Origin of the sequence: Dyella sp. C9 (assembly GCF_003332825.1) — a bacterium.
In the GTDB taxonomy this organism is placed as follows: Bacteria; Pseudomonadota; Gammaproteobacteria; order Xanthomonadales; family Rhodanobacteraceae; genus Dyella.
Genome location: NZ_QIRF01000021.1, coordinates 1 through 24,598, shown reverse-complemented (window position 1 = coordinate 24,598; position 24,598 = coordinate 1). Strand labels below are relative to the sequence as shown.

Below are 24,598 nucleotides of genomic sequence, written 5' to 3'. Positions count from 1 at the left end.
GGTGTGACGCCCGACCGGAGGCGCCTGGCCGCTTCGACCCCCGGTCGCGTTCGGTTCTGCCACTGCGCGGACACCATCCATGTCCTATGCTGGACGCCAGGGGCGGGCCATCAGGCCCGGGATGGAAAGACATGGGGAATATCGTGGATATGGCCAGGCCTGGTGCGCAGGTCCGGTTCCGGCCGGCTTGCGCCGACGACGCAGAGACCGCCGTGCCGCTGATCTACAGCTCGGGACCGGTGGCGTTCGATTATGTGTTCGCGACCCGCGATGGCGACGAGGCGCTGGATTTCCTGCATCGCTGTTTCGTCGATGGCGGCGGCGAATTCGGCTGGCGCAACCACTGGGTAGGCGTGGCCGACGACCAGGTGGTGGCGGTGGGCGCGGGTTACGGCGCCGATCGCAAATGGGCGTTCACGCTGGCGGCGGCGCGGCAGATCCTGAGGCACTACGGCATCCGTCGCGCACTGGGGGTGATCGTGCGCGGGCTGCGGGTGGAGTCGGTGATCCGGCCGCCCGAGGGCGACATGCTCTATCTCGCGCATCTTGCCGTGTCGCCGGAACTGCGCGGACAAGGCGTAGGCCGCGCCCTGATCGACCAGCTGGTCGGCTTGGCCCGTGGCGTTGGCGGCCGACGCGTCACGCTGGACGTGGCGGCCAGCAACCCCCGCGCGGAGGCCTTGTACCGGCGTTGCGGCTTTGCGGTGGTCGGCGAGCGCCGCTCGCATCTGTTTCGCGGCGGGCTGCGCGTGCCGGACCACCGCCGCATGGAGCGCCTGCTCGATTGAGCGATCGTCCTAAGCCAGGTGGATCAGGCCGATGAGCGCCAGCAATGCGATCAGGAACAGGATCAGGAAGATCGCGAACAGCACCTTGGCGATGGTGGCGGCCACGCCGGACACGGTGCCGAAGCCCATCCAGCCGGTGACCAGCGAGACGATGGCGAGGATGATGGCCCACTTGAGCATGTGTTGCTCCTTCGCGTTTGCATGGAGTCGCCCCGAGTTTTAAGGGGTGCTCGTGAAGGAGCGGCGGCACTTGCGTGAAGGAAACGCCTAGGAGTCAGGGTCGCGGCAACCTGGCCGGCCGGGCTTCAGGTTCACCGGTGGAGCGTTGCCCCGCGTTCATCACGACGCGGCCGACGCGCCGACAGTGCGGGGCGCGCAGCTTGCAGGCCGGGACGACCGGGCCTGCGGTGACACCGCGCCGATCCCGTGCGAGCCGGCGCCGGTGCCGGTGCCGTGGCCGCGTGTGAGGGCGGCGTGATCAGCCGGCCAGGCGTGCCTTGATGCGGCCCGATACCACGCCCATGTCGGCGCGGCCGGCGGCCTTTTCCTTGACGGCGGCCACTACCTTGCCCATGTCGCGCGCCGAGCTGGCGCCGGTCTCGGCGAGGGCGGCAGTGATCAGCGCATCGATCTCTTCCTCGCTGAGCTTGGCCGGCAGGTAGCCTTCGATCACCACCATTTCGGCGCGTTCGACATCGGCCAGGTCCTGGCGGCTGGCGGCCTCGTACTGGCTGATCGAGTCCTTGCGCTGCTTGACCATCTTCTCCAGCACGGCCAGCGTCTGGGCGTCGTCGAGTTCGATGCGCTCGTCCACTTCGCGCTGCTTGACCGCCGCCAGGATCAGGCGGATCACGCCCAGGCGGTGCTTGTCGCCGCCACGCATGGCGGTCTTCATGTCTTCGGTGAGCTGCTGCTTGAGCGTCATGGTCCTTTCCTCGGAAGCACACAAAGCCGGCGTTGCGCTGGGCAACGCCGGCTAGTGTAGGTCTACTAAGTCAGCGGCAGCGGATGGACGCGCCAGCTGCCAAGCTACCTGGTGCGGCGCACAGGGCGCCGGAGCCTCGGGCCGTCCGCAGTGCGGACGGAAGGGCTCAGTACAGGCGGGTACGACGCGAGGTGTCGCGCGAGAGGCGGCGCAGGTGACGCTTCACGGCGGCAGCGCGCTTGCGCTTACGCTCCTGGGTCGGCTTCTCGTAGAACTCGCGCTTGCGGGTCTCGGCCAGGATACCGGCCTTTTCGCAGGTGCGCTTGAAGCGACGGAGGGCAAGCTCGAACGGCTCGTTCTCGCGGACTTTTACGCTGGGCATGGAAACTCCAAGTGGTAGACTGACCCGCCTTGACGGGCCGTTTGAATACGGTGAGCCGCGAAGTATAGCGTGGAAACGACAGCATTTTCAAAGCCCCAGGTTGGCAAGCCCGTATTGGGCATCGAAACCTCCTGTGACGAGACCGGCGTGGCCCTGCTGCGCTGGGAACCGGAGGCGCCCGGTAGCGGCCTGCTTTCACACACTCTCTACAGCCAGATCAAGCTGCACGCCGACTACGGCGGCGTGGTGCCGGAGCTGGCCAGCCGCGACCATGTGCGCAAACTGCTGCCGCTGGTGCGCGAGGCGCTGGCCCAGGCCGGCCTGACCCCGGCGGACCTGGGCGGCGTAGCGTACACCGCGGGCCCTGGCCTGGTCGGCGCCCTGCTGGTGGGCGCCTCGGCGGCCCGAGCCATGGCCTGGGCGCTGGGCGTGCCCGCCATTGGCGTGCACCACATGGAAGGCCACCTGCTGGCCCCGTTGCTGGAAGAAGACCCGCCCAAGCCGCCGTTCGTGGCGCTGCTGGTATCCGGCGGGCATTCCATGCTGGTCGAGGTGAAGGGCATCGGTGAGTACCGCATCCTGGGCGACACCCTGGACGACGCCGCCGGCGAGGCCTTCGACAAGACCGCCAAGCTGATGGGCCTGCCGTACCCCGGCGGCCCCGCGCTGGCCAAGCTGGCCGAGCAGGGGCGTCCGGGCGTGTTCCGCTTCTCCCGCCCTATGACCGATCGGCCGGGCCTGGATTTCAGTTTCTCGGGCCTCAAGACCCAGGTGTTGCTGGCCTGGCAGCAGTCGGATCAGAGCGAGCAGACCCGCGCCGACATCGCCCGCGCCTTCGAGGAGGCGATCGTCGACACCATGATCATCAAGTGCCGCCGCGCGCTGCAGGCCAGTGGCGCGAAGCGCCTGGTGATCGCCGGTGGCGTGGGCGCCAACAAGCGCCTGCGTGCCGAACTGGCCGCCGCCGGCGAGAAGGACGGGTTCAAGGCATATTTCCCGCGCCTGGCGTTCTGCACCGACAACGGCGCGATGATCGCGCTGGCCGGCGCGATCCGCCTCGCGCATGGCCAGCACCAGGACGAATCGGTGCAGGTGTTCCCGCGCTGGGACCTGGAAACCCTGCCGCCCGCGATGTGACCCAGGCTGTTCCTGCAGGAGCGCACCCTGTGCGCGATCGCGGAGTCACGGTGTTACCGCTCCGCGATCGCGCACAGGGTGCGCTCCTACAGCTGGCCCGCTACCCTATCGCCATGGATATCGTTTTCATCGAAGACCTGCGCATCGATGCCGTGATCGGCATCTACGACTGGGAGCGGCGCGTGCGCCAGACCCTGTCGCTGGATATCGAGATGGCGTTCGACAACACCGTGCCCGCCGCCAGCGACGACATCGCGCTCACGCTTAACTACAAGGACGTCTCCAAGCGCCTGATCGACTACGTCGGCGCCTCCAGCTTCGGCCTGGTGGAGACCCTGGCCGAGCGTTGCGCGGCGATCATCCGCGAGGAATTCGGGGTGTCGTGGGTGCGCCTCAAGTTGTCCAAGCCCGGTGCCGTGCGTGGCGCCAAGGCCGTGGGCGTGCGCATCGAGCGCGGCACGCCGCCGCGCTGAGCAATGCCATTCGCCGGCGTGGCCTGGCCCGGCGGGCAGGCTGCGCCGCAGGGAAGCTGACCGATCCGCTTGCGAGTCCAGTCGTGCGGATCGATCGCCGACGAGGAGAGCCCTTGCATGCAATCGTGGCATGACCTGTGGAATCACCCGTGGACGCACAGCGTGGCCGCTGCCGTCGCGTTGTTGCTGATCGCCTTGCTGGCGGGGGCGCTCGCGCGCTTCGCGCTGTTGCCGGTGGTGCGCGCCATCACGCGCCGCACCACCTGGCGCTGGGACGATGCGCTGCTGGAGCAGGGCACCTTCAAGTGGCTGGCGCGCATGCTGCCCACCATGGTGATTCAGTTCGGCATTGCGCTGGTGCCCGGCCTGCCGACCACCCTGCAGGTGATGATCGCCAACGTCGCGCAGGCGCTGATGATCGTGTTCGTCGCGCTGGCGGCCAGCAGCGCGCTGTCCGCGCTGGAATCGCTCTACCGGCAGGCGCCCCACGGCAACCAGCGCTCGATCAAGGCGCTGGTGCAGCTGGTCAAGATCGCCCTGTTCATTGCGGTCACCCTGGTGATCATCGTCGGCTTCACCGGGCGCAGCGTGGGCTGGATGCTGTCGGGCCTGGGCGCGATGTCGGCCGTGCTGATGCTGATCTTCAAGGACACCATTCTTGGCTTCGTCGCGGGCGTGCAGCTGTCTTCCAACGACATGCTGCGGGTGGGCGACTGGATCACCATGCCTTCGGCCGGTGCCGACGGCGACGTGATCGACATCAGCCTGCACACGGTGAAGGTGCGCAACTTCGACCAGACCATCGTCACCGTGCCCACCTGGAAATTGATCTCCGAGAGCTACCAGAACTGGCGCGGCATGACCGAGGCGGGTGGGCGCCGCATCAAGCGCGCCTTGAACATCGATGCGGGCACGGTGCACTTCCTCAACGAACAGGAGCTGGCGCACCTGCAGCGCTTTCGCCTGTTGCGCGACTACCTTGCCGGCAAGCATGCGGAGCTTGGTGCATGGAACCAGACCCAGGGCGCCGACGCCGAGCATCCATTCAACCGGCGCCGCATGACCAACCTGGGTTGCTTCCGCGCCTATGTGCAGGCCTACCTGGATAGCCATCCGGACGTTCACCACGGCATGTCCTGCATGGTGCGACAACTGCAGAGCGGACCGGAAGGCGTGCCGCTGGAGTTGTACTGCTTTACCGCTACCACCCAGTGGGCAGCCTACGAGCGCATTCAGAGCGATATCTTCGATCACCTGATCGCGTTGTTGCCGGAGTTCGGCCTGCAGCTCTATCAGCAGCCATCAGGCGGTGACGTACGCTCGGCGCTGGCACCGCTGTCCCGTGTCGTCGCACAATCCCCCGCTTCCCCCCAAGAGCAAGCAACATGGCGCGCGTCTACCTGAGCCTGGGCTCCAACCTGGAGCCGCACCGCTATCTTCGTGCGGCGCTGGACGAGCTGGCGGTGCGCTTTGGCGAGCTGTCGGTGTCGCCGGCCTATCGCAGCAAGTCGGTGGGCTTCGACGGCGCTGATTTCATCAACCTGGCGGTGGGCCTGGATACCGAGCTGTCGCCCGAGGCGCTCAACGACTGGCTGCACGCGCTGGAAGATCGCCATGGCCGGCGCCGCGACGTGCCACGCTTCTCCGATCGCACGCTCGACGTGGACATCGTGCTGTACGGCGACCTGGTGAGGCAGGGCGATGGACATCTGGACATCCCGCGCAAGGAGCTTCGCCACGCCTTCGTGCTCAAGCCGATCGCCGACATCGCGCCGGCCCTGGTGCACCCGCTCAGTGGCCGCACCATGGGCGAGCTGTGGTCGGCGTTTCCGGTGGAGAGCGAGCCGCTGGCAGTGGAGCCGCTGTAGCCAGTACGCAGTGCACCGTCGCCCGCGCGGGCGACGGTGCACTGTCGCAGGAATGGCGGCGGTGCTAGATATGGATTTTCGTCACAAGGAGGTTGCCCATGGCAGGTCGCTTTTCCCGTAGCTGGAGCCTGATGAAGGCCAGCGCGGCGGTGTTGCGCTCGGACAAGTCGCTGTTGATGTTCCCGCTGGCGTCCAGCATCTGCTGCCTGCTGGTGGCGGCGAGTTTCCTCATTCCCATCGGGGCGGCATTCGCCGCCGCGGCGCCGGAGGCGGGCACGCACCATCGCGCGCTTTCGACCGGTGCCTACGTGGCGTTGTTCCTGTTCTACCTGACCCAGTATTTCGTGATCATCTTTTTCAACACTGCCCTGGCCGGCGCGGCACTGTCCCGTCTGCGCGGCGAGCCGACCAGCTTCGCCGACGGCTTCGCGCTGGCCCGCCAGCGGGTGGTGAGCATCTTCGGTTATGCGCTCATCGCGGCCACCGTGGGCCTGGTGTTGCGCGCGCTGCAGGAGCGGCTGGGACTGCTCGGTCGCCTGGTGGCCGGCTTCCTGGGGCTGGCCTGGACGGTGGCCACCTTCCTGGTGGTGCCGGTGCTGGCCAGCCAGGAGGTGGGGCCGGTCGATGCGGTGAAGCGCAGCGTTGAACTGCTCAAGCGTACCTGGGGCGAGAACCTCATCGGCAACGCCGGCATTGGCGTGGTGTTCGGGCTGCTGTTCGTGCTGGCGGTGCTGGTGTCCGCCGGCCTGATCATGGGCGCGTTCGCGCTGCAGTCGATCGCCGCGGTGGTGGTGGCCTTCGCCACGGTCGCGATCGGGCTCACCCTGCTCGGCCTGGTGCAGGCTTCGCTGCAGGGTATCTATGCAGCCGCGCTCTATCGCTACGCCGAGGAAGGCCAGGTTGGCCATGGCTTCGACCAGGCCATGCTGGAGCAGGCGTTCCGCCTCAAGAAGTAAATCACCAGGGAATACCGGCGGGCGTTACACCGACAGGGTCCGCCCGCCGTCCACGCGAATGATCTGCCCGGTGACGAACGGCGCATCGCGCAGCAGCCACAGCACGGCGCCGGCCACGTCCTCGGGCGAGCCGGCGCGCTTCAGCGGAGTGCGCGCCAGCATGGCCTGCTGGTCGTCATAGGGCTTGCCCTCGCTGGGCCACATCACCGCACCGGGCGCTACGCCGTTCACCCGCACGTCGGGCCCCAGGTCCAGCGCCAGGGAACGCGTCATCGCCTCGAGCGCCGCCTTGGCCATGCAGTACAGCGGGTGATTGGCCAGCGGACGCTCGGCGTAGATGTCCACCAGGTTGACGATGGCACCGCCTGCCTCGCGCAGCGCGGGCGTGGCCGCCTGGGCCAGGAAGAACGGTGCCTGGGCATTGGATGCGAACAGCTCGTTCCATTGCGCCAGCGTCGCCGTGCCTACGGGCGTGGGATAGAACGCCGAGGCGTTGTTGACCAGGGCATCGAGCCGGCCATAGCGCGACAGCACGCGCGCCACCATGTCCGGTAGCGCGTCGGTATCGGCCAGTTCGCCGGCCACGGTGAAGGTGCTGCCGCTGCGCTGGCGCTCCAGCGAGGCGGCCAGCAGTTCGGCGTCGGCGGCGGAGCGGCGATAGTGCAGGGCGAGGTCGTAGCCGGCCGCATGCAGTGTGCGGGCAATCACCGCGCCCACCCGCCGGCCGGCGCCGGTGACAAGGACGACGGGGCGCTCATGGCGTGGACTCATGCGTGGGCTCCTGCGTGACGCGACAGGGCTGCGAGCTTGACGCAAAGGCGCGTGCGCGTCATCCCGCCGGCGGGGTGGCGTCGTCGGCCGGTGCCAGTTCGGTCTCGATGCCGCCCTTGAACAGCGCGATGGCGGTGCGCGCCACCTGTCCGGTGTCGTAATAGGCATAGGCGCCCACGCCCATGGCGCCCACCACCGGTAGCCAGCGCGAAATGCCGTTGCCGACGGCGCGCTGGGTGACCTTGATGCCCACCGTCTTGGCGATGCGCTCGGCCACCGTATAGGTCACCCTGCGAAAGAACAGGCGATCGCCCACGCGTACTACCAGGTCGCGGAAGGCCTGCGCGGCGGTATGGCGGAACAGGCACCACAGCATCTGTTCGCGCCCCAGTCCGGCGTGCTGGCCGTAGGCGGCGGCGATGTCGCTGACCATCTGCGCCTGGATCTTCCAGATGGCGATCAGCTCGGGCAGTACGGTCAGCCAGCCCAGCGGGCCCGGGGGCAGGGCCAGCGAGCCTGCGGTCAGCGCCGCACGCTGGGCGGCCCGGTTGGCCAGGCGCTGGGCCTCGCGCTCGGGGTCGGGGCTGCCTTCGACCCGGCTGTCGGGGATCTCGCTGACGAAATCCAGGATCGCCTGGGTCACGCGGCTGTGGTCGGTGATCACCGCCGGTAGCTGGGAGGAGGATTTGGACATGGCCTGCGCGTCGCGGCGACGGCTGCTACCGTCTGGCGACCCAGTCTAGGCCAGCGGTGTGAAACCCGCCTGAGCCCGGCTGATCGGCCCGGGAACCAGGCCGGCAGGCATGACTTCTGGCGCAGGCGGTTAACCGTTCGATATGGATATGTTATAACGTATCGAAACTAAAACTTCACCGCCCCTTTCCGGAATCCCATGAACCGTACCTTGCTTGCCTTGAGTCTTGCCGTTGCATTGGGCGCCGCCCCGGCGGCCTTCGCCCAGACCAGCCAGAATCCCGATTCCAGCACGGTCGCCCCGGCCGCCAGCAGCAGCGATGCCGCCACCACGGGCAACACCAACACCCCGGCGGCCCGCAACAAGCCGCAGAAGGTGCAGCAGCTGGGTGCGGTGGATGTGAACGCCGCGCTCGACCAGGCACGCAACTCGCTGTCCCCGGATACCGGCAGCAGCCAGTACGTGATCGATTCGAAGGCGATCCAGGCCATGCCGCTGGGCGAGTCCACCCCGCTCAACCAGGTGATCCTGCAGGCGCCGGGTGTAGTGCAGGATTCCTACGGCCAGCTCCACGTGCGTGGTGACCACGCCAACCTGCAGTACCGCGTCAACGGCGTGATGCTGCCCGAGTCGATCGCCGGCTTCGGCCAGACCCTGGACGCGCGCACGATCCAGAGCGTGACCCTGCTCGACGGCGCGCTGCCGGCGCAGTACGGCGAGCGTACGGCGGCGGTGGTCGACATCACCACCAAGACCGGTTCGTCGCTGGGCAACGGCGGCAGCGTCGGCATCACCGGCGGCTCGTTCGGCACGATCAATCCGAACGCCTCGCTGTGGGGCAGCAATGATCGCTGGAGCTACTTCATCACCGCGAACTACATGGAGAACGACGTCGGCATCGAGAATCCGACCTCCAGCCGCAAGCCGATCCACGACCACACCAACCAGGTCAAGGCATTTGGCGACATCAGCTACCTGATCAACAACGACACGCGCCTGAGCTTCATGTTCGGCGTGGCCAACAACCGTTTCCAGATTCCGAACAACCCGAACCAGGAGCCGCAGTTCGGCTACCTGGACACGGTGAACTACAACTCGGCCGACATCAACGATCGCCAGAACGAGCAGACCCGCTTCGGTACGCTGTCGCTGCAGGGCAAGCTGGGCGATACGGCTTACCAGGTGTCGCTGGGCCAGCGCTACAGCGGCCTGCAGTACATCCCCGATGACATCGGCGACCTGATGTTCACCGGCGTTGCGGCCAGCATCAACCAGGTCGATCGTGCCAGCACCGTGCAGGCCGATTTCTCCACGCCCTGGGGCGGTACGCATACGCTGCGTTATGGCTTGTACGGCAACTTCGACCGGGCCACCACCAACACCAACTCGCTGGTGTTCCCGGCCAATCCGGATGGCAGCCAGACCAGCACGGTGCCGTTCAACATCTTCACCGGCGACACCATCATCGCGCGCACCTGGGCTGCCTATGTGCAGGACGAGTGGAACATCAGCGACAACTGGACGCTGAACTACGGCCTGCGCGGTGACCAGTACGAGGCGTTCCGCACCGAAAGCCAGCTGAGCCCGCGCGTGGGCGTGGTGTGGCAGGCCACCGACAGCACCACCGTGCACGCCGGTTACTCGCGCTACTTCACTCCGCCGGCGACCGAGCTGATCTCGTCCAAGGACATCGACGCCTTCAACAACACTACCAATGCGGTGAAGGACTACGGCAACAACACGCCGCTGGCCGAGCGCTCGAACTATTACGACCTGGGCATCCAGCAGAGCATCGGTTCGGCCTGGACGCTGGGCCTCGATGCCTACTATCGCGATGTCAGCCGGCTGCAGGATGAAGGCCAGTTCGGCACGGCGCTGGTGTACTCCACCTTCAATTACCGCTACGGCCGCGTGCGTGGCGTGGAGTTCTCGCTCAACTACGACAGTGGTCCGGTGTCCGCCTACTTCAACTTTGCCTACAACCGCGCCATGGGCAAGGACGTGATCACCAGCCAGTACAACTTCGATCCGGCCGAGCTGGCCTACATCGCGGACAACTGGATCCACCTGGACCACGACCAGAAGCTGACCTCGTCCGGTGGCATCAGCTACACCTTCAGCGACGAGAACACCAAGGTGGGCGCGAACTACCTGTTCGGCAGCGGCCTGCGCGAAGACGGCGAAGTGCCCAATGGCCTGTCGCTGCCGTACTACTTCCAGCTCAACATGAGCGTGTCGCACGACTTCAACTTCGACAGCACCGGCAAGTTCCACACGCAGCTGGCGTTGATCAACGCGCTAGACCGCTCGTACGAACTGCGCAGCGGCACCGGCGTGGGCGTGGGCGCGCCGCAGTTCGGTCCGCGTCGCGGCGTGTACCTCACGCTGCAGAAGGACTTCAGCTTCTGATGTCTCCTCCCGCGTGTCGCCGGCAGCATGGCCTGAGCGGCGACGCGCGCAGCCAGTCAGCTGGGCCGATGTCCCCGCCATAGCCTTCCTCCCTCACGGGGCTATGGCGGGGCATGGGTTATCCTTCGTGCGTTTCCCTGCAGGCGATGCGCATGTCTTCCCCCCTTCCCGATCCCGGCGCCGACGAGCGCGCCCACTCCGACCGGCTGCTGGCCCGCCTGCGCGAAGAGATCGCCGCACACGGCCCCATGCCGTTCGCCCAGTACATGGAGCGCTGCCTGTATGCGCCGGGGCTGGGTTACTACAGCGCGGGCAAGACCAAGTTCGGCGAAGCCGGCGACTTCATCACCGCGCCGGAACTGGGTGAGTTGTTCGCCCGTTGCGTGGTCAACGCGACCTATCCTGCGCTGGAGATGCTCGGCGACAACGCCGATTTCCTCGAACTGGGCGGTGGCAGCGGCGCGTTCGCCGAGGCGGCGCTGAAGGCGTTTGCGGAGGTCGGGGCATTGCCGCGCCATTACCTGATCCTGGAGCCCAGCGCCGACCTGCGCGAGCGCCAGCGCGACCGGCTGGAGGCGGCGCTGCCGGCCGACGTGTTTGCGCGCGTGCTATGGCTCAATCGTCCGCCCGAGCAGGACTGGCAGGGCGTGCTGTTCGCCAACGAGGTGATCGATGCCTTGCCCACCACGCGATTCGCGATGCGCGCCGGCGAGGTCTATGAGGAGTACGTGGCGCTCGATGGCGAAGGCCGGCTGATGCGCGTGGACCGCCCGGCCGATGCGCTGGTATCGGGCGCCGTTCGCCATCTCGAGCGGGACCTCGAAGCCGAGTTTCCCGATGGCTATCGTTCGGAAGTGCTGCCGCAGTTGCCGTACTGGGTGCAGGCCATCGCCGGCAGCCTGACCGCAGGCCTGATGCTGTTCATCGACTATGGCTACGTGCGCCGCGAGTACTACCTGCCCGAGCGCAACGACGGCACGCTGCGTGCCTATTACCGCCACCGCTCGCACAACGACCCGCTGCATCTGCCGGGCCTCAATGACCTCACGGCTTCGGTGGACTTCACCGCGCTGGCCGAGGCCGGCAATGGCGCCGGTTTCGGTGTGGCCGGCTACATGCCGCAGGCGCAGTTTCTGATCGGCTGCGGGCTGCAGCAGGCTTTCGAGGCTGCCTACGAGCAGGCGTCCGACGAGGCTGTCCGCTATCGCCTCTCGCAGGAGGTGAAGAAGCTCACCATGCCCGACCAGATGGGCGAGCGCTTCCAGGCGATGCTGTTCGCCCGCAACATGGACATGGTGCCGCTGCCGGCCGACCTGCTCGAGGCCGACCAGGGCGACCGGCTGTAAGGCCGGTCGTTCAGTTCACCGGCTTGCTGTCGTCCGTTTTACGCACCATCAGGCCGTGCTTGAACAGGTAGGCGGCCACTTGGTAGTAGGCGGTGGCATCGTCCACCTGGCCCTGGTCGACCGGCCGGTTGGGCACGGCATCGCCGGTCTGGAAGTCCGGGCGTACCTGCTCCAGCCGGCGTTGCGGCTCGAGGATCGAGAGCACGTCGCCATGCAGGTAGCCGAGCTTCTCGTAGGTGGCCGGGAAGGCGCGTTCGCGACCGGGCTCCAGCTGGAAGATGTCGGCGCCGAAGAAGCGGCTGCGGTAGCTGAAGTTCAGCAGTCCGAGCACGGTGGGCATGATGTCCACCTGGGACATCTGGCGCGACACCCGCTGCGGCGGGATGTGCTTGGGTGCGTAGATCCACAGCGGGATGTGGTAGCGGTTGATCGGCACGCTGGTGCGACCGGCGCTTGACGCGCAATGGTCGGCGGTGATCACGAACACGGTGTCATCGAAGTACGGCTTGGACTGCGCGCGCTTGATGAAGTCGGCGATGGACCAGTCGGTATAGGCGACGGCCGCCTCGCGCGTGCCGTTCTTCTGCGGCACGCGATTGGCCGGCACGGTGAACGGCCGGTGGTTGGAGGTAGTCATGATGTGCAGGAAGAACGGCTTGCCCTGCGCATGGATCTCGTCCATCTGCTTGAGGGCGAGCGTGTAGAGGTCTTCGTCCGCCACGCCCCACACGTTTTCGTGGTGGATCGTCTCGCCCTTGCCGATGTCGTTGCGGTCCACCGCGCGATAGCCGTTGTGCGCGAAGAAATAATTCATGTTGTCGAAGTAGCCGTAGCCACCGTAGACAAAATCGGACTGGTAGCCGCGGTCGTTGAACACGCCGGCCACCGAGAACAGGTTTTCGTTGTTGTGCGCCTTGACGATGGAGTCTCCCGGCGTCGGTGGCACCGACAGCGACAGCGCTTCCAGGCCGCGCACCGTGCGGGTGCCGTTGGCGTAGAGGTTGTCGAAGAACATGCTCTGGCCGATCAGTGCGTCGAGGTTGGGCGTGATGCCGCGCTTGTCGCCGAACTCCTTGAGGAAGTCGGCCGAGAGGCTTTCCACGCTGATCAGCACCACGTTGAGGTGTTTCTCGGGGCCGGCATGGCGGATCTCGCGGGTAAGGTCCTGCGGGTCGTCGTCGGCGAAAGTGGCCTCGGGCGTTTTCACCAGTTCGCGCACGCGCTGGAAAGCCTGCTCCTGCGGCAGCGTGCGGTAGAAGCGCGAGTAGTCGAGGTGGCTGCTGCGGAAGGCGGCGAAGAATTCGTACACGCCGTTGCCGGACAGCTCGTTGACGTAGGCGTTGTCGGTGCGGTCCTTGTAGGTGCCCTTGATGGCCACGGCGGTCACCACCGTGATCACCAGCCACACCAGCACCACCTTGCCGCGCTGAAGGAGCCGCGTGCCGCCGTCTTCGGCGCGCAGCCCGCCGCGGGTGAACCACACCACCAGCAGGGTGAACAGTGCGAGCAGGCTGATCCAGGTGCCGAGTGGGTAGGACTCGCGGATGTTGCCGATCACCTCGGTGGTGTAAACCAGGTAGTCGACCGCGATGAAGTTGAAGCGCGTACCGAATTCACCCCAGAACACCAGTTCCGAGGCGCCCACGAACAGCAGCGCGAACAACAGCACCGCGCCACCTGCGTACAGCAGCCACTGGCCCACGCGCGACAGGTAGATGCGCTGTGGTACCAGCCACAGGTACAGCATCATCGGCCACGCCAGGTAGATGAATGCGATCGAGTCGTAGGCGGCGCCGACGCCGAATGCATAGGCCCAGTACAGCGGGTTGTGCGGCACACCGCTGCCCGCCATGAACAACAGGGCGATGCGCGTTGCCACGCCGATCAGCAGGTAGCTGACGGCCAGCCAGACCAGGGGGCGAAAGCGCTGGCGCAACGGCGAGGGCGGGTTGGATGCGGTCGACACGGACGACTCCGGACAGAGATTTAAAGCGCCGTGCCATCGGGCAGGGCTACAGCGACCCGCCTTTATACACGTCGGGAGACGGCGCGTGGGATCGCGGGCGAGTGTGAACCCGTAACCTTAGAAACAGCTGTCTTCCGCGAAGCTTTCCGGGGCCCCCGGCCGTTCAGGCTGGGGAACGGTCCAGGGCCGCGATGGCCGCAACCCGGGCCTCGGTCATCGCCTCGCCGATCGCCGGCCCCTGCAAGCCCTTGGCTACAAAAGGTTCTGCGCTCACGCCGGCCGCGGCGTCGCGGGCCCGCAGGAGATAGCCCGCCTGGGGATAGGTGTCGTCCTGGTGGCCCAGCCGGCCGCGCTTGTCGGCCTCGCAGGCGGCCAGGAACAGTGCCAGCCGCTCGGGCCTGCGCAGGGCATCCAGCGAGCCCAGCAGGCGCAGCACCGTGGCTGGCTTGAGCTCGAAGGCGCGGTGGGCGTTGAGGTGCTCGCGGCACACCTGCTCGGCCAGCGCGGCGTGCTCGGTGGGTACCTTCAGCCGCGCCACCAGCCGGCGCAGTGGTGCCACGCCGGCGTGCTCGTGGCCGACATGGCGGGGCAGCACGTCGGCCGGGGTCAGCGCCTTGCCGAGGTCGTGGGTGAGCGCACAAAAGCCCACCACATCGTTGCCTGGGGCAATGCGGGCGGCCATGTCCAGCACCATTTCCACGTGCACGCCGGTGTCGATCTCGGGATGGAACTCGGCGCGCTGCGGTACGCCATAGAGGGCATCCACTTCCGGAAACAGCACCGCCAGCGCGCCCGATTCGCGCAATACGCGCAGGAAGGCGGACGGCTGCGCCTCGGCCAGTGCCTTGCGGGTTTCCTGCCACACCCGCTCGGGCACCAGGTGGTCCACCTCGCCGTCCCGCACCATCTGCTGCATCAGCGCCATGGTTTCCGGGGCGACCTGGAAACCGAGTGGCGCGAAGCGCGCGGCGAAGCGCGCGACGCGCAGCAGGCGCACCGGATCCTCCACGAAGGCCGGCGAGACGTGGCGCAACAGGCGCAGCTCCAGGTCCCTCGCGCCGCCGAAGGGATCGACCAGGCTGCCGTCCTCGGCCTGCGCCATGGCATTGATGGTGAGGTCGCGCCGCGCCAGATCCTCTTCCAGCGTCACCGACGGATCGGCATGGAAGGCAAAGCCGTGGTAGCCGTGGCCGGTCTTGCGCTCGGTGCGCGCCAGCGCGTACTCCTCGCCGGTGTGCGGGTGCAGGAACACCGGGAAGTCCTTGCCCACCGGCCGGTAACCCGCGGCGAGCATTTCCTCGGGGCGTGCGCCCACTACCACGTGATCGTGGTCGGTGACCGCCCGGTCCAGCAGTTTGTCGCGGACGGCGCCGCCGACGAGATAGATGCGCATGCGCTGATTTTGCCACGAGGGCGGCGGCAGCACGGCAGGCCAGGCTGGCCGGGGCTCAGCGCGGCTGCGTGCGGGCGAGCGCGAGCCGGCGTTGCCGTGGTGGCGCCTGCAGCAGCACCGGCAGCCACGGCGTGAGCGGCTGGGGTTCGATGCCCAGCGCCGTATAGCCGTCCTGCTTGCCGACCGAATCGGTGCGCAGCGTGCGGAAGTTGTCCAGCGAGAACGGCTTGCCGGGCAGCATCTGCGCCACCTGCGCCTGCAACCGTCCCAGGCCGTCGGGCAGCGGGATGATCGGCGTGCGCAGGCCCAGGGTGTCGCGGATCTTGTGCACGATCTCGCCCAGGGTGAGTGTCTCCGGCCCATACAGCTCGAAGCTGCGGTCCAGGCCGAGCGCGTCATCGGCCACGCAGCGCGCGATGGCCTCGGCCACGTCGCCGACCCAGGTGGGGGCCATGCGTGAACTGGCGCGCGCCAACGGCAGCACCGGCATCTGCCGCAGCAGGCCGGCGAAACGGCTGACCAGCCCGGCACCGTCGCCGAACATCACGCTGGGCTGGTAGATGGTCCAGTCCAGCGAGGAGTTGCGCACCTGCGTTTCCGCTTCACCCTTGCTCTTGAGGTATCGCGACAGGCCTTGCCCGGCCTTCAGTGCGCTCATGTGGTGAAGGCGTGGTACGCCGGCGGCAAGGCAGGCGGCGATCACCCGCTGGCCAAGTTCCACGTGGGCGCGCTGGAAGGTCTGCTGGCCCTGGTTGTTGAGGATGCCCACCAGGTTGATCACCGCGTCGGCGCCGGCAAACTGGTGGCGCAGTGCGTTGCCGTCATAGACGTCCACGCTGCGAATGCGCAGCGAAGGCAGCACGCCCAGCGCGCGGCGCAGCTCGCGGTTGCGCGACAGCAGCAGGATGCGATGGCCGTCCTGCGCGAGCCGCGGCAGCAGGTGGCTACCGACGAAGCCGCTGCCGCCCAGTACCACCAGTTGCCTTGGCTTCACTGTCATCGGTGGTCTCCGCTTCAGCGCGTGCCGCTGGAACCGGCCGGCGGCGGCGCCAGGCTGCTGGCGGGCGCTGCGCTGGCAGCCTCCGCCGGCGTGGGTGGTGTGACCACCGGGCAGGTAACCAGCTTACGCTGGCTGGCGCTGCCTGGCAGTTGATAGGCCTGCCCAATCGGCGTCAGTCGTTCGGACATGGTCACCGCGTTGCCGTGCTGGCGCCAGTCGTAGATGACGGCGAAGGACATCACGCGTGCCACATACTCCCGCGTCTCCTTGTACGGAATGGTCGCGATGAACAGGTCCGGCGCCAGTGAGCCGCGTGCTTCCAGCCACTGGTCGACCTTGCCGGGGCCGGCGTTGTAGGCGGCGCTGGCCAGCCATGGCGCGCCATTGAAGCGCTCGGCCATCTGGGCGAGGTAGCGCGTGCCCAGCACGATGTTGGTCACTGGGTCGTACAGCGTGTCGCCGCCACCCCAGCTGATGCCGTTGCGCTTGGCCACCAGCGCTGCGGTGGATGGCAGCAACTGCATCAGGCCGCGCGCGTCGGCGCCAGAGCGTGCATCGGGCATCCACGCACTCTCGGCGCGCAGGATGGCGTAGGCCCACGACGGATCGATGCCGGCCTCCTGCGCCTGCTGCACCAGGCCGTCCTGGCTGGCCAGCGGGAAGCGCTGCTCGTAGTAGCGCAGGGCGTCGCCGTTGTTGAAGGTGAATACCGCGCGGTCGTACCAGCCACGGCGGTAGGCCAGGTCGACGGCAAGCCGGGTGGTTTCCGGATCCGCGCCGTCGAGCGCGGCCGTCCATTCGCGACGTGCCTGGCGCGGCATGTCTACGGCAAACAGTTCGAAGGCGCGCAGCAGGCCGCGGTTGGACAGCAGCGCCTGCTCGCGCTGCGGATTGCCGTTGAGCGTGATCTGGCAGATGCCATAGGGCAGGTTGAGCTTGTCGGCGGCAAGGAAGCCGAAGAAGGTCGGTTCCTGTGCCAGCGTGGCGAGCACACGCTGCGCCTCGGCATCGCGGCCCAGTTCGCTCAACGCGCGGGCGCGGAACCAGCGCCACTCACCGTCCTGTTGCTGGGTGGGCGGCATGGCGTCGATGGCGGCCAGCACCGCGCGCCAGTCCAGCAGCGCAATAGCCGCACGCACTCGCCATTCGCGGCTGGTGTCGGTCTGTACCGAGGCCGGCAGCGCGACCAGCCGCGAGATCGCGCTGGCGTCGTAGTCGGTGGCGTGGAACAGCGCCAGCGCATACAGCACGCGGTTGCGCTGGTCGGGCGAGAAGCTGAAGTGGTCCTGCAGCTTCTGCCATGCGATATCGGCGGTGACCGACTGGCGTCGTGCAAGTCGTTCCAGCGCGAGCATGGCGGCCTGCCGGTCACGCGGCGTGTCGGGCCACTGGATCGCGGCCGTGGTGGCCACGCTCGGATCGCGCAGGGCCGTGGCGATGCGTTGCGCCGAGGCCGACTGATCGGCGGGCAGCCAGTCTGCCATCGCGGCGACGGTGCCGGGCTGGTTGGCGTCGGCCGCGGCATCGATGCGGTCCCACACGCGTTGCGGGGTCAGCAGGCCCTGGTCGTGCGCGGTGCTCAGCACCGGATCGCAGGCGCCGGGCAGCTTGGGCTTGGCCCACAGGGCGGCGAGGTCGCGGTTGAAGTCCAGCGTGGCGCCGCGGGCAAGCTGCGCCTGCAGCGCGTTGCAGCTGAGCGCGTCGCCGAGGCCGGGCTGGTACATGGCGAGGAAGTTGTCCCAGTCCTGCCGGCGCGCCAGTTCGGTGAGGAAGTCGCGGCGCAGGTCGCTGGCCGGGATCAGTCCGGGGTAGCGCTTGAGATAGTCCTCCACCCGCGCGCGGTCGATCTGCCGGATGTCGTGGGTGAGCGCGGCCGCTTCCAGGTACGGATAGAGCGGATAGTCCTGCAGACCGGTGGACAGGCTGCGCCAGCCGTCGCCGCCCTGCTGGGCCACGGCGTAGGCTTCCTTGAAGGCATCGCGCTGGGCGGGAGTGGGCTCGGCCGCGCTGGCGGCGCCGGCCAGGCACAGGCCGGCCATCACGATGAGCAGGCGTCGGGCGAAGCGCCGCGGTGCGTGCAGGGACATGACTACTCCTTATCTCGTTCCCGCCGCAGTGTACTTCGCGGGCTCCGCGGGGAAGGGCGGCGCGCTGCGTGGGGCCCGCCAGCATGGACAACGCCCGCTGAGCGTGGCGTGAAACGGCATGCACGGTGCGGCCTGATAGAATCTGCGACCCACGAGGCGCCACGTCCGGCGCGTCCCCAGGAAGCGCATGTCGCCAACGTCCTCGCCACTGTCCCGTGTTGCGCCGCTCGCGTGGTTCATCCTGTTGGTTGCCGCGCTGTCGGGCGCCTGGTGGTGGTGGCAGATCGGTCGTCCCGTGCCCCTGCCGGACACGCCTACGGCGCACATCGCCTGCGTGTCGTATGCACCGTTCCGCAAGCCGGGCGAGACGCCGCTCGATCCACATGCTTTCGTGAGCCCCGAGCGCATCGACGCCGACCTGCGTGCGCTGTCCGAGCGCTTCGATTGCGTGCGCACCTATTCGCAGGGTTTTGGCCTGAGTGCGGTGCCGGAGATCGCGCAGCGCTATGGCATGAAGGTGCTGATGGGCGTGTGGATCGGCCGCGATCCGGTGGCCAACGAACACGAGCTGCAGATGGGCATCGCCACCGCCAAGGCACACCCGGAAGTGCTGCGTGGCGTGATCGTGGGCAACGAAGTGCTGCTGCGTGGCGAGCAGTCGCCCAAGGCACTGGCCGGGTACGTCACCGAGTTGCGCGACGCCATCCACGACACGCATGTGCCGGTGACCTATGCCGATGTGTGGGAGTTCTGGCTGCGCTATCCGGAAATGGCCAAGGCGGTGGACTACATCACCATCCACATCCTGCCCTACTGGGAAGACGAGCCGGTCGAGCCGCGCGACGCGTTGCAGCACGTGGCCGAGGTGTACGCGCGGGTGAAGGCGAGCTTCCCCGGGCGCGCCGTGATGATCGGCGAAACCGGCTGGCCCAGCGAAGGCAAGCAGCGTCGCGGTGCGGCGGCGAGCCTGGTCAACGAGGCCCGCTACCTGCGTGAATTCCTGCGCTATGCCGGCAGCGTAGACATGCCCTACAACGTGATCGAGGCCTTCGACCAGCCGTGGAAGCGCGAACAGGAAGGCACCGTGGGCGGCTACTGGGGCATCTTCGACGTGCACGCACGGCCCAAGTTCTCCATGCAGGGCCCGGTGGTGGAAGAGCCGCAGTGGCTATGGGGCTGGTATGCGGGTGGCGCCGGTGCGGTGCTGTTCGTGCTGGCAGGCCTGTGGCGTCGTGAATGGCGCGGCCTGCGCAGCCGCGTGGCGCTGTTGCTGGCGGGCTTTGCCAGCGGCACGGCGCTCGCCTGGCAGTTCCGCCAGATGTGGTACGCCTGCCGCAATCTGCCCGAGTGGCTGTTGTCCGGCCTGCTGTGCGTGATCGCGCTGGGCACGTCGCTGACACTGGCGCGCTGGGTGGCCGGGCGACTGGCGGGCGTGCCGCCGCGTGCCGAGCCCAACCGGGTCGTGCGCTTCGTGTGGTTGTTCGGCCTGGCCTTCTACGGCCTGCTGCTGGCTTTCGACGGTCGCTACCGCGACTTCCCGCTGGGCCTGTTCTGGCTGCCGGCGCTGGGCTACCTGCTGGCCGCCGTGCTCGACGTGGGCAACAGCGTCATGCCTTCGGTGGAGGAGCGCTTCCTCGGCTGCCTGATGCCGCTGCTGGCGGCCATCGCGGTGGCGCAGGAGATTGGGCTCAGCCCGCCGGCCTGGATGTGGCTAGGCGTGAACCTTGCGCTCGGTGGCGCGGTGCTGATCGGTTGGCGTCGCGCCGCCCGCCTGCAGTCGCACCAGGCGCAGGCTGCCGGCCAGTAGCGCGAGCGCGCCGGGCACGAAGCAATACAGCACCACGGCGAACAGGCCGGTCGCCGTAGCCAGCGTGGCCAGCGTCAGCCGCGGCCAGCGCAGGGCCAGCACGGTGGCAGCCATCGCCACCCAGCCGAAGATGCCGATCGGCCAGTTGAAGATGTTGCCGGTGATGAAGCCGAGCACGGTCCAGTGGCGCAGGTCGCAGGCCAGCGTGTGGCTCGCTTCGCAGGCACGGGCCACATCGGCCGATTCCACCAGCCCATAACGGAGCAGGCAGGCGCAGGCGCCGACGGCCAGCACCAGCAGCCAGGGCAGAACGAGGGTAAGGAATCGCTTCATCGGCGCAGTCGGTGAGGTCGGGGAGCAATGCCGCCGGGCAGGCGGATTTCTGCCGCCAGCGGCAGGTGGTCGGAGAAAGCCTGCGGCAGCGCCCACACCTTGTCGAGCTGGATCGCTTCGGAGGTGAGGATGTGGTCGAGTGCGCGGCGCGGCTTCCAGCTGGGGAAGGTAGGCGTCGCCTGGTGCGGTGGCACCAGGCTGGACCTGGCGAACAGGTGCTTCATCTCGGCGCTGCGCACGTCGGTGTTGAGGTCGCCCATCAGCACCGCATGCGGGTAGTCCTGCAGCACTTCGCCGATCAGTCCCAGCTGCTTGGCGCGCGCGGGGGCGCTCAGCGACAGATGGGCGATCATCACCGCCAGCGCGTCCTTGCCCTCGCCGAAGCGCGCCAGCAGTGCGCCGCGACCGGGGATGCGACTGGGCAGCGGGTAGTCGAGCACGCTGGTGGGTTCCAGCCGGCTGATCAGACCGTTGGCCGAGTGCGCCAGGCGCGCCATGGCCCGGTTGGGCTGATGGCTCCAGAACGGCATGCCCGCCGCCTCGGCGAGATAACGCGTCTGGTTGAGGAAGCCCGAACGCAGGCTGCCGGCGTCGGCCTCCTGCAGGCCGATCACGTCGAACTGGGGCAGCACTTCGGCCAGCCGGTCCAGGTTGTCCAGCTTGCTGCGCCCGGGCAGTACCTGGTTGAGGCTGCGGGTGACGTATTCGCTGTAGCGCTGCACGCTGGCGCCGGCCAGGATGTTGCAGCTCAACAGGCGGAGACGACGCTCGGGGGCGGGTGGATCGGCGCGATTCATCGGGCGGGCAGGGTAGTTGCAGAAGGGTGGCCACCACCCCTGGGGTGGCGGCCGGTTGCAAAGCATGCCCGCCCGCTTGTGAACGCGGGGGAAGTTCCTGCGGAACGCCCCCGTGCCGGCTTACTTGCCGGCCAGCTCGCGCTTGGCCAGCCAGATGGTGAGGGCGGACAGCTGGTCCAGGGTCTTCACGTTGGCGCTGCGGTACTTGCCGTCGACCACGATGGTCGGGGTGCCGTCCACCTGCCACTTCTGCACCAGCGCGGCATCCTTGCGGATCTGCTCGGTGACCTCGTCGGAGGTGGCGATGCGCATGAAGTCGTCGCGCTTCACGCCATGGCTGGCATAGAAGTCGGCCAGCTCGTCGAGCGTCGAGATCGGGTAGTGATCGTCGAACTTGGCCTTGAACAGGGCCAGGTGGGTCTGGTCGACCACGCCCAGCTTCTCGGCCGCGTAGTAGGCGCGGGCGTACGGCACCCACTCGTCGTTGAAGGCGGCCGGCACCAGCTTGAACACGACGCCCGCCGGCAGTTGCTTGCGCATCTGGTCGGCGATCGGCGCGAAGTGCGCGCAGTGGATGCAGCCGTAGGAGAAGATCTCCACCACCTCGACCTTGCCGGCGCTGCTGTCGCGCTGTGCCGGGCCGTCGATGGTCACGTACTCGGTGCCTTCGGTGTAGGGCGCCGGCTCATTGGAGCCGGTGGCCGTGCAGGCCGTTGCCAGCAGCAGGCCGGCCAGCAGGGCCAGCATGCGCACGGGGGCGAAACGCTTGAACATGAAATCGATACTCTCTGGGCTCGGTTGGGCGGTGTGCTGCGGGCTTACTTGCCGGCCGCTTCCTTCGACACCAGCCACTTGACCAGCTCGATGGTCTGCTCGTCACCGCCGGCCGAGCCGCGGTCAAGGCGGTACTTGCCGTCGATGATGATGGTCGGCGTGCCTTCGACACCGTAGGCCTTCACCAGTTCATCCGAGCGCTTCACCTTGGTGTTGATGGTGAAGGAGTTGGCCACGGCTGCGAATTCCTTCGGGTCGGCGCCGAACTTGGCGTACACCTTGGCGGCATCGTCCAGCGAGGGCAGCGCGGACGAGGGCTTCAGGCCGCGGCCGCCGGGCGCCATCGCGCTCAGCTCGTTGGTCTTCCACACGGCGTCGTACATCGCGTCATTGGCCTTGTCGGCCACGCCCAGCGCCTGCGCGGTGAGGTAGGCGCGCTGCAGCATCGGCCAGTTCTCCTGCGGCATGAACGAGGCCGGCAGGTAGGCCATCACGGCATTGGACGGCAGCTCCTGCACCAGCTTGTTCATCACCGGATGGAACTGGTTGCAGGCCGGGCAGCCGTACGAGAACACCTCGACCACTTCCACCTTGTCGGTGTTGGTGAGCTTGGGCTGCACCGGATCGATGCGGTAGTAGTTCTTGCCTTCCACCCACTTGCCGTCGTCGACGAACGGCGTCGCCGGTGCGGGCGCTGGGGCCGGAGCAGCGGCAGTCGTGCCTGCGCTGGCCGGGGCGGCCGTGCTGGCAGCCGCCGGAGCGGCGGCCGTCGACGCCGCGGGCGGCTGTGCGGCAGGCGCCGTGGCGGCTGGTGCCGGCGCCGGCGGGGGCGTCGTGCTGCTGTTGTCGTTGTTGTTGCTGCAGGCCGAAACGGCGAGCAGGGCGGCGCACAGGAACGACAAACGCTTCAGCATGGTGGTCCTCGGTACTTATTCGGGTCGGGCTTGGAACGGACACGCCGGCCTGGGGCCGGCGTGTCGAAGGTGATTACTTCGCGGCGCTGGCACCGGATGCGCCGTCCGACGCATGCAGGCCCTCGATATAGCTGGCAACAGCGGCGATGTCCTTTTCGTCCAGCTTCTTGGCGATGCCCGGCATGATCTGCGCGTGCGCATCATCGCCCCAGGTGGTGCCGTCATGCCAGGCCTTCAGCGTGGCCTCGATGTACTGCGCGTGCTGGCTGGTCAGCTCCGGATACATCGCGCCGGGATTGCCGCGGCCGTCGATGCTGTGGCAAGCCATGCAGGCCGGCACACCCTTGGCGGTGTCGCCCTGGCGATAGAGCTGCTCGCCGCGCTCGACCAGCACCTGGTCGGCCACGCCCGGCAGGGCGCTCTTGCTGGCGAAATAGGCGCCGATGTCGTGCATGTCCTGCTCGGACAGCGGCGTGGCCATGCCCAGCATGATCGGGTTCTGGCGCTTGCCGCTCTTGAAGCTGGTGAGCTGGTGCACGATGTAGGACTCGTGCTGGCCGGCCAGCTTCGGGTACTGCGGGTCTGTGGAGTTGCCATCCATGCCATGGCAGGCGCCGCAGACGGCAGCCTTGCCGGCGCCCGCGGTGGCGTCGCCGGGCTTCACGGCGGCGGTGGCTTCGGCGGGATGTTCGGCCGAGGCGGCGGTTGTCGGCGTGGCGGTGGAGGTTGCGGGTGCAGGTGCCTTGGCTTCCTGGGCGAGCACCAGGCTGGAAGACATCGCAAAGACGAGGACTACGGCATAACGAACTACAGCGAGCCGAAAACCGGCGGGCCGAAAACTCATACACTTGTCTCCCGAAAAACTGCTATGGCTGCACGGTCCGCGCTGGCCGGCACGTCCGCAACTGGCAGAAACTCCCGGATTATCTCTGCGCCACCCTAGCTGGTCAAACCATGTCCAACCCCCTACAAGGCGCCCAGTTTGTACTGGCTGCCCACCGCATTTCACAGCTTCCGCCGGACCATGGCGCGGAGGTGGCGTTCGCTGGCCGCTCCAACGCGGGCAAGTCCAGTGCGCTCAATACCTTGACTGGTCATCGTGGGCTTGCGCGCACGTCCAAAACGCCCGGTCGCACGCAGCAGATGGTGGCGTTTTCGCTGCCTCCGCTGGTGCAGGGAGAGGGCCTGGCACCGCTGTCGGCACGCCTCATCGACCTGCCTGGCTACGGCTACGCCAAGGTGCCGGAGGAGCTTCGCGAGCACTGGAAGCAGGAGATCGACGCCTATCTGCACCGCCGGCAGAGCCTGCGCGGCGTGGTGCTGATCGCCGATATTCGCCATCCGCTCAAGGACTTCGATCGCATGATGCTGGAGTTCTGCTTCGCCACGCAGCTGCCTTGCCACGTGCTGCTGACCAAGGCGGACAAATTGTCGCGGAACCAGGCGGCACAGGCGCTGGCGACCCTGCGCAAGGAGCTGGCGGCCAGCGGTACGCAGGCGACGGCGCAGGTTTTTTCCTCGCAGGCACGTACCGGCGTGGACGAGGCGCGTGCCGCGGTCATGACCTTGCTCAATACCCCGCGGCATTGAGTGGCGGGGGGGGGGGGGGGGGGGGGGGGGGGGGGGGGGGGGGGGGGGGGGGGGCGGGGGGGGGGGGGGGCGGCGGGGGGGGGGGGGGGCGGGGGGGGGGGGGGGGGGGGGCGGGGGCGGCGGCGGGGCGGGCGGGGGGGGGGCGGGTGGGGGGGCGGGGGGGCGGCGGCGGGGCCCGGGGCGGGCGG

At 67.9% G+C, this 24,598-nt stretch carries 24 protein-coding genes; 10 read left to right on the top strand and 14 right to left on the bottom strand.

What is annotated here, in order from left to right:
- The first annotated feature begins 212 nt into the window (after positions 1-212).
- A complete protein-coding gene (locus DVU99_RS17940; RefSeq protein ID WP_232823651.1) occupies positions 213-788 on the top strand; it encodes a GNAT family N-acetyltransferase in 576 nt (191 codons plus the stop codon).
- A gap of 9 nt (positions 789-797) precedes the next feature.
- Here DVU99_RS17940 and DVU99_RS17935 read toward each other — a convergent pair whose 3' ends face one another.
- From DVU99_RS17935 to rpsU, 3 genes are all read right to left on the bottom strand, one after another.
- Positions 798-968 (bottom strand): DUF1328 domain-containing protein, encoded by a 171-nt coding sequence (locus tag DVU99_RS17935; protein WP_114241602.1) that lies wholly within the window; start codon positions 966-968, stop codon positions 798-800.
- A gap of 298 nt (positions 969-1,266) precedes the next feature.
- Positions 1,267-1,713: a GatB/YqeY domain-containing protein gene (locus DVU99_RS17930; protein ID WP_114241601.1), complete on the bottom strand. Its 447-nt coding sequence runs from the start codon at positions 1,711-1,713 to the stop codon at positions 1,267-1,269.
- Positions 1,714-1,879: 166 nt separating this feature from the next.
- Entirely contained in the window at positions 1,880-2,095 is a 216-nt protein-coding gene (rpsU, locus tag DVU99_RS17925; protein WP_038621768.1) for a 30S ribosomal protein S21, read from the bottom strand.
- A gap of 69 nt (positions 2,096-2,164) precedes the next feature.
- On the opposite strand from rpsU, the gene tsaD reads away from it, so the two are divergent.
- The 5 genes from tsaD to DVU99_RS17900 all read left to right on the top strand — a co-directional run bounded on the left by tsaD (position 2,165) and on the right by DVU99_RS17900 (position 6,529).
- Entirely contained in the window at positions 2,165-3,232 is a 1,068-nt protein-coding gene (tsaD, locus tag DVU99_RS17920; RefSeq protein ID WP_114241600.1) for a tRNA (adenosine(37)-N6)-threonylcarbamoyltransferase complex transferase subunit TsaD, read from the top strand.
- A gap of 113 nt (positions 3,233-3,345) precedes the next feature.
- Positions 3,346-3,705 carry a dihydroneopterin aldolase gene (gene folB / locus DVU99_RS17915; protein WP_114241640.1) on the top strand — a complete coding sequence of 120 codons (360 nt, stop codon included), beginning with the start codon at positions 3,346-3,348 and terminating at the stop codon, positions 3,703-3,705.
- A 117-nt stretch (positions 3,706-3,822) separates the two neighbouring features.
- Positions 3,823-5,109 carry a mechanosensitive ion channel family protein gene (locus tag DVU99_RS17910; RefSeq protein ID WP_114241599.1) on the top strand — a complete coding sequence of 429 codons (1,287 nt, stop codon included), beginning with the start codon at positions 3,823-3,825 and terminating at the stop codon, positions 5,107-5,109.
- Positions 5,091-5,573 (top strand): 2-amino-4-hydroxy-6-hydroxymethyldihydropteridine diphosphokinase, encoded by a 483-nt coding sequence (gene folK, locus DVU99_RS17905; protein ID WP_114241598.1) that lies wholly within the window; start codon positions 5,091-5,093, stop codon positions 5,571-5,573. Before DVU99_RS17910 ends, folK begins: the two co-directional genes overlap by 19 nt.
- 98 nt (positions 5,574-5,671) lie before the next feature.
- Positions 5,672-6,529 carry a DUF6159 family protein gene (locus tag DVU99_RS17900; RefSeq protein ID WP_114241597.1) on the top strand — a complete coding sequence of 286 codons (858 nt, stop codon included), beginning with the start codon at positions 5,672-5,674 and terminating at the stop codon, positions 6,527-6,529.
- Positions 6,530-6,553: 24 nt separating this feature from the next.
- Here the strand turns inward: DVU99_RS17900 and DVU99_RS17895 are convergent, their stop codons facing one another.
- On the bottom strand, positions 6,554-7,300 hold the full coding sequence (locus DVU99_RS17895) for a pteridine reductase (RefSeq protein ID WP_114241596.1): 747 nt from the start codon (positions 7,298-7,300) through the stop codon (positions 6,554-6,556).
- Positions 7,301-7,358: 58 nt separating this feature from the next.
- Positions 7,359-7,994 carry a hypothetical protein gene (locus tag DVU99_RS17890; protein ID WP_114241595.1) on the bottom strand — a complete coding sequence of 212 codons (636 nt, stop codon included), beginning with the start codon at positions 7,992-7,994 and terminating at the stop codon, positions 7,359-7,361.
- A gap of 198 nt (positions 7,995-8,192) precedes the next feature.
- On the opposite strand from DVU99_RS17890, the gene DVU99_RS17885 reads away from it, so the two are divergent.
- A complete protein-coding gene (locus DVU99_RS17885) occupies positions 8,193-10,403 on the top strand; it encodes a TonB-dependent receptor (protein ID WP_114241594.1) in 2,211 nt (736 codons plus the stop codon).
- 113 nt (positions 10,404-10,516) lie between these two features.
- The gene (locus DVU99_RS17880) at positions 10,517-11,749 is read left to right on the top strand and encodes an SAM-dependent methyltransferase (protein WP_343126338.1); all 1,233 of its coding nucleotides are present in this window, start codon (positions 10,517-10,519) and stop codon (positions 11,747-11,749) included.
- A 10-nt stretch (positions 11,750-11,759) separates the two neighbouring features.
- On the opposite strand, the gene DVU99_RS17875 is transcribed toward DVU99_RS17880, so the two are convergent.
- The 4 genes from DVU99_RS17875 to DVU99_RS17860 form a co-directional block, all read right to left on the bottom strand.
- Complete coding sequence (locus DVU99_RS17875) at positions 11,760-13,715, bottom strand: LTA synthase family protein (protein ID WP_114241592.1); 1,956 nt, start codon at positions 13,713-13,715, stop codon at positions 11,760-11,762.
- A 163-nt stretch (positions 13,716-13,878) separates the two neighbouring features.
- Complete coding sequence (locus DVU99_RS17870) at positions 13,879-15,108, bottom strand: multifunctional CCA addition/repair protein (protein ID WP_114241591.1); 1,230 nt, start codon at positions 15,106-15,108, stop codon at positions 13,879-13,881.
- Positions 15,109-15,163: 55 nt separating this feature from the next.
- Entirely contained in the window at positions 15,164-16,102 is a 939-nt protein-coding gene (locus DVU99_RS17865) for a complex I NDUFA9 subunit family protein (RefSeq protein WP_114241639.1), read from the bottom strand.
- Between the two features lie 20 nt (positions 16,103-16,122).
- The gene (locus tag DVU99_RS17860) at positions 16,123-18,195 is read right to left on the bottom strand and encodes a transglycosylase SLT domain-containing protein (RefSeq protein WP_114241590.1); all 2,073 of its coding nucleotides are present in this window, start codon (positions 18,193-18,195) and stop codon (positions 16,123-16,125) included.
- A gap of 187 nt (positions 18,196-18,382) precedes the next feature.
- Here DVU99_RS17860 and DVU99_RS17855 point away from each other — a divergent pair, with 187 nt between their 5' ends.
- Positions 18,383-20,002, top strand: a complete 1,620-nt coding sequence (locus tag DVU99_RS17855; protein WP_114241589.1) for a glycoside hydrolase family 17 — start codon at positions 18,383-18,385, stop codon at positions 20,000-20,002.
- Here DVU99_RS17855 and DVU99_RS17850 read toward each other — a convergent pair.
- The 5 genes from DVU99_RS17850 to DVU99_RS17830 form a co-directional block, all read right to left on the bottom strand.
- Positions 19,907-20,335, bottom strand: a complete 429-nt coding sequence (locus tag DVU99_RS17850) for a hypothetical protein (RefSeq protein WP_114241588.1) — start codon at positions 20,333-20,335, stop codon at positions 19,907-19,909. The genes DVU99_RS17855 and DVU99_RS17850 overlap by 96 nt on opposite strands.
- Complete coding sequence (locus DVU99_RS17845) at positions 20,332-21,132, bottom strand: endonuclease/exonuclease/phosphatase family protein (protein ID WP_114241587.1); 801 nt, start codon at positions 21,130-21,132, stop codon at positions 20,332-20,334. The genes DVU99_RS17850 and DVU99_RS17845 overlap by 4 nt, the downstream gene beginning before the upstream one ends.
- Before the next feature lie 120 nt (positions 21,133-21,252).
- On the bottom strand, positions 21,253-21,906 hold the full coding sequence (locus tag DVU99_RS17840; protein WP_114241586.1) for a thiol:disulfide interchange protein DsbA/DsbL: 654 nt from the start codon (positions 21,904-21,906) through the stop codon (positions 21,253-21,255).
- Positions 21,907-21,950: 44 nt separating this feature from the next.
- Entirely contained in the window at positions 21,951-22,820 is an 870-nt protein-coding gene (locus DVU99_RS17835) for a thiol:disulfide interchange protein DsbA/DsbL (RefSeq protein WP_114241585.1), read from the bottom strand.
- Between the two features lie 73 nt (positions 22,821-22,893).
- Entirely contained in the window at positions 22,894-23,598 is a 705-nt protein-coding gene (locus DVU99_RS17830) for a cytochrome c (protein WP_232823650.1), read from the bottom strand.
- A gap of 176 nt (positions 23,599-23,774) precedes the next feature.
- On the opposite strand from DVU99_RS17830, the gene yihA reads away from it, so the two are divergent.
- A complete protein-coding gene (yihA, locus tag DVU99_RS17825) occupies positions 23,775-24,410 on the top strand; it encodes a ribosome biogenesis GTP-binding protein YihA/YsxC (RefSeq protein ID WP_114241583.1) in 636 nt (211 codons plus the stop codon).
- The last annotated feature ends 188 nt before the right edge of the window (positions 24,411-24,598 follow it).

What these genes read in the sequence shown, in the direction of transcription:
- DVU99_RS17885 (WP_114241594.1), top strand. Translation starts at nt 8,193, where the DNA reads ATGAACCGTACCTTGCTTGCCTTGAGTCTTGCCGTTGCATTGGGCGCC.
- DVU99_RS17835 (WP_114241585.1), bottom strand. Translation starts at nt 22,820, where the DNA reads ATGCTGAAGCGTTTGTCGTTCCTGTGCGCCGCCCTGCTCGCCGTTTCG.
- yihA (WP_114241583.1), top strand. Translation starts at nt 23,775, where the DNA reads ATGTCCAACCCCCTACAAGGCGCCCAGTTTGTACTGGCTGCCCACCGC.
- rpsU (WP_038621768.1), bottom strand. Translation starts at nt 2,095, where the DNA reads ATGCCCAGCGTAAAAGTCCGCGAGAACGAGCCGTTCGAGCTTGCCCTC.
- DVU99_RS17850 (WP_114241588.1), bottom strand. Translation starts at nt 20,335, where the DNA reads ATGAAGCGATTCCTTACCCTCGTTCTGCCCTGGCTGCTGGTGCTGGCC.
- DVU99_RS17930 (WP_114241601.1), bottom strand. Translation starts at nt 1,713, where the DNA reads ATGACGCTCAAGCAGCAGCTCACCGAAGACATGAAGACCGCCATGCGT.
- DVU99_RS17880 (WP_343126338.1), top strand. Translation starts at nt 10,517, where the DNA reads ATGGGTTATCCTTCGTGCGTTTCCCTGCAGGCGATGCGCATGTCTTCC.
- DVU99_RS17895 (WP_114241596.1), bottom strand. Translation starts at nt 7,300, where the DNA reads ATGAGTCCACGCCATGAGCGCCCCGTCGTCCTTGTCACCGGCGCCGGC.
- DVU99_RS17855 (WP_114241589.1), top strand. Translation starts at nt 18,383, where the DNA reads ATGTCGCCAACGTCCTCGCCACTGTCCCGTGTTGCGCCGCTCGCGTGG.
- DVU99_RS17830 (WP_232823650.1), bottom strand. Translation starts at nt 23,598, where the DNA reads ATGTCTTCCAGCCTGGTGCTCGCCCAGGAAGCCAAGGCACCTGCACCC.
- DVU99_RS17935 (WP_114241602.1), bottom strand. Translation starts at nt 968, where the DNA reads ATGCTCAAGTGGGCCATCATCCTCGCCATCGTCTCGCTGGTCACCGGC.
- DVU99_RS17890 (WP_114241595.1), bottom strand. Translation starts at nt 7,994, where the DNA reads ATGTCCAAATCCTCCTCCCAGCTACCGGCGGTGATCACCGACCACAGC.
- DVU99_RS17870 (WP_114241591.1), bottom strand. Translation starts at nt 15,108, where the DNA reads ATGCGCATCTATCTCGTCGGCGGCGCCGTCCGCGACAAACTGCTGGAC.
- DVU99_RS17860 (WP_114241590.1), bottom strand. Translation starts at nt 18,195, where the DNA reads ATGTCCCTGCACGCACCGCGGCGCTTCGCCCGACGCCTGCTCATCGTG.
- folB (WP_114241640.1), top strand. Translation starts at nt 3,346, where the DNA reads ATGGATATCGTTTTCATCGAAGACCTGCGCATCGATGCCGTGATCGGC.
- DVU99_RS17910 (WP_114241599.1), top strand. Translation starts at nt 3,823, where the DNA reads ATGCAATCGTGGCATGACCTGTGGAATCACCCGTGGACGCACAGCGTG.
- DVU99_RS17900 (WP_114241597.1), top strand. Translation starts at nt 5,672, where the DNA reads ATGGCAGGTCGCTTTTCCCGTAGCTGGAGCCTGATGAAGGCCAGCGCG.
- DVU99_RS17840 (WP_114241586.1), bottom strand. Translation starts at nt 21,906, where the DNA reads ATGTTCAAGCGTTTCGCCCCCGTGCGCATGCTGGCCCTGCTGGCCGGC.
- folK (WP_114241598.1), top strand. Translation starts at nt 5,091, where the DNA reads ATGGCGCGCGTCTACCTGAGCCTGGGCTCCAACCTGGAGCCGCACCGC.
- DVU99_RS17845 (WP_114241587.1), bottom strand. Translation starts at nt 21,132, where the DNA reads ATGAATCGCGCCGATCCACCCGCCCCCGAGCGTCGTCTCCGCCTGTTG.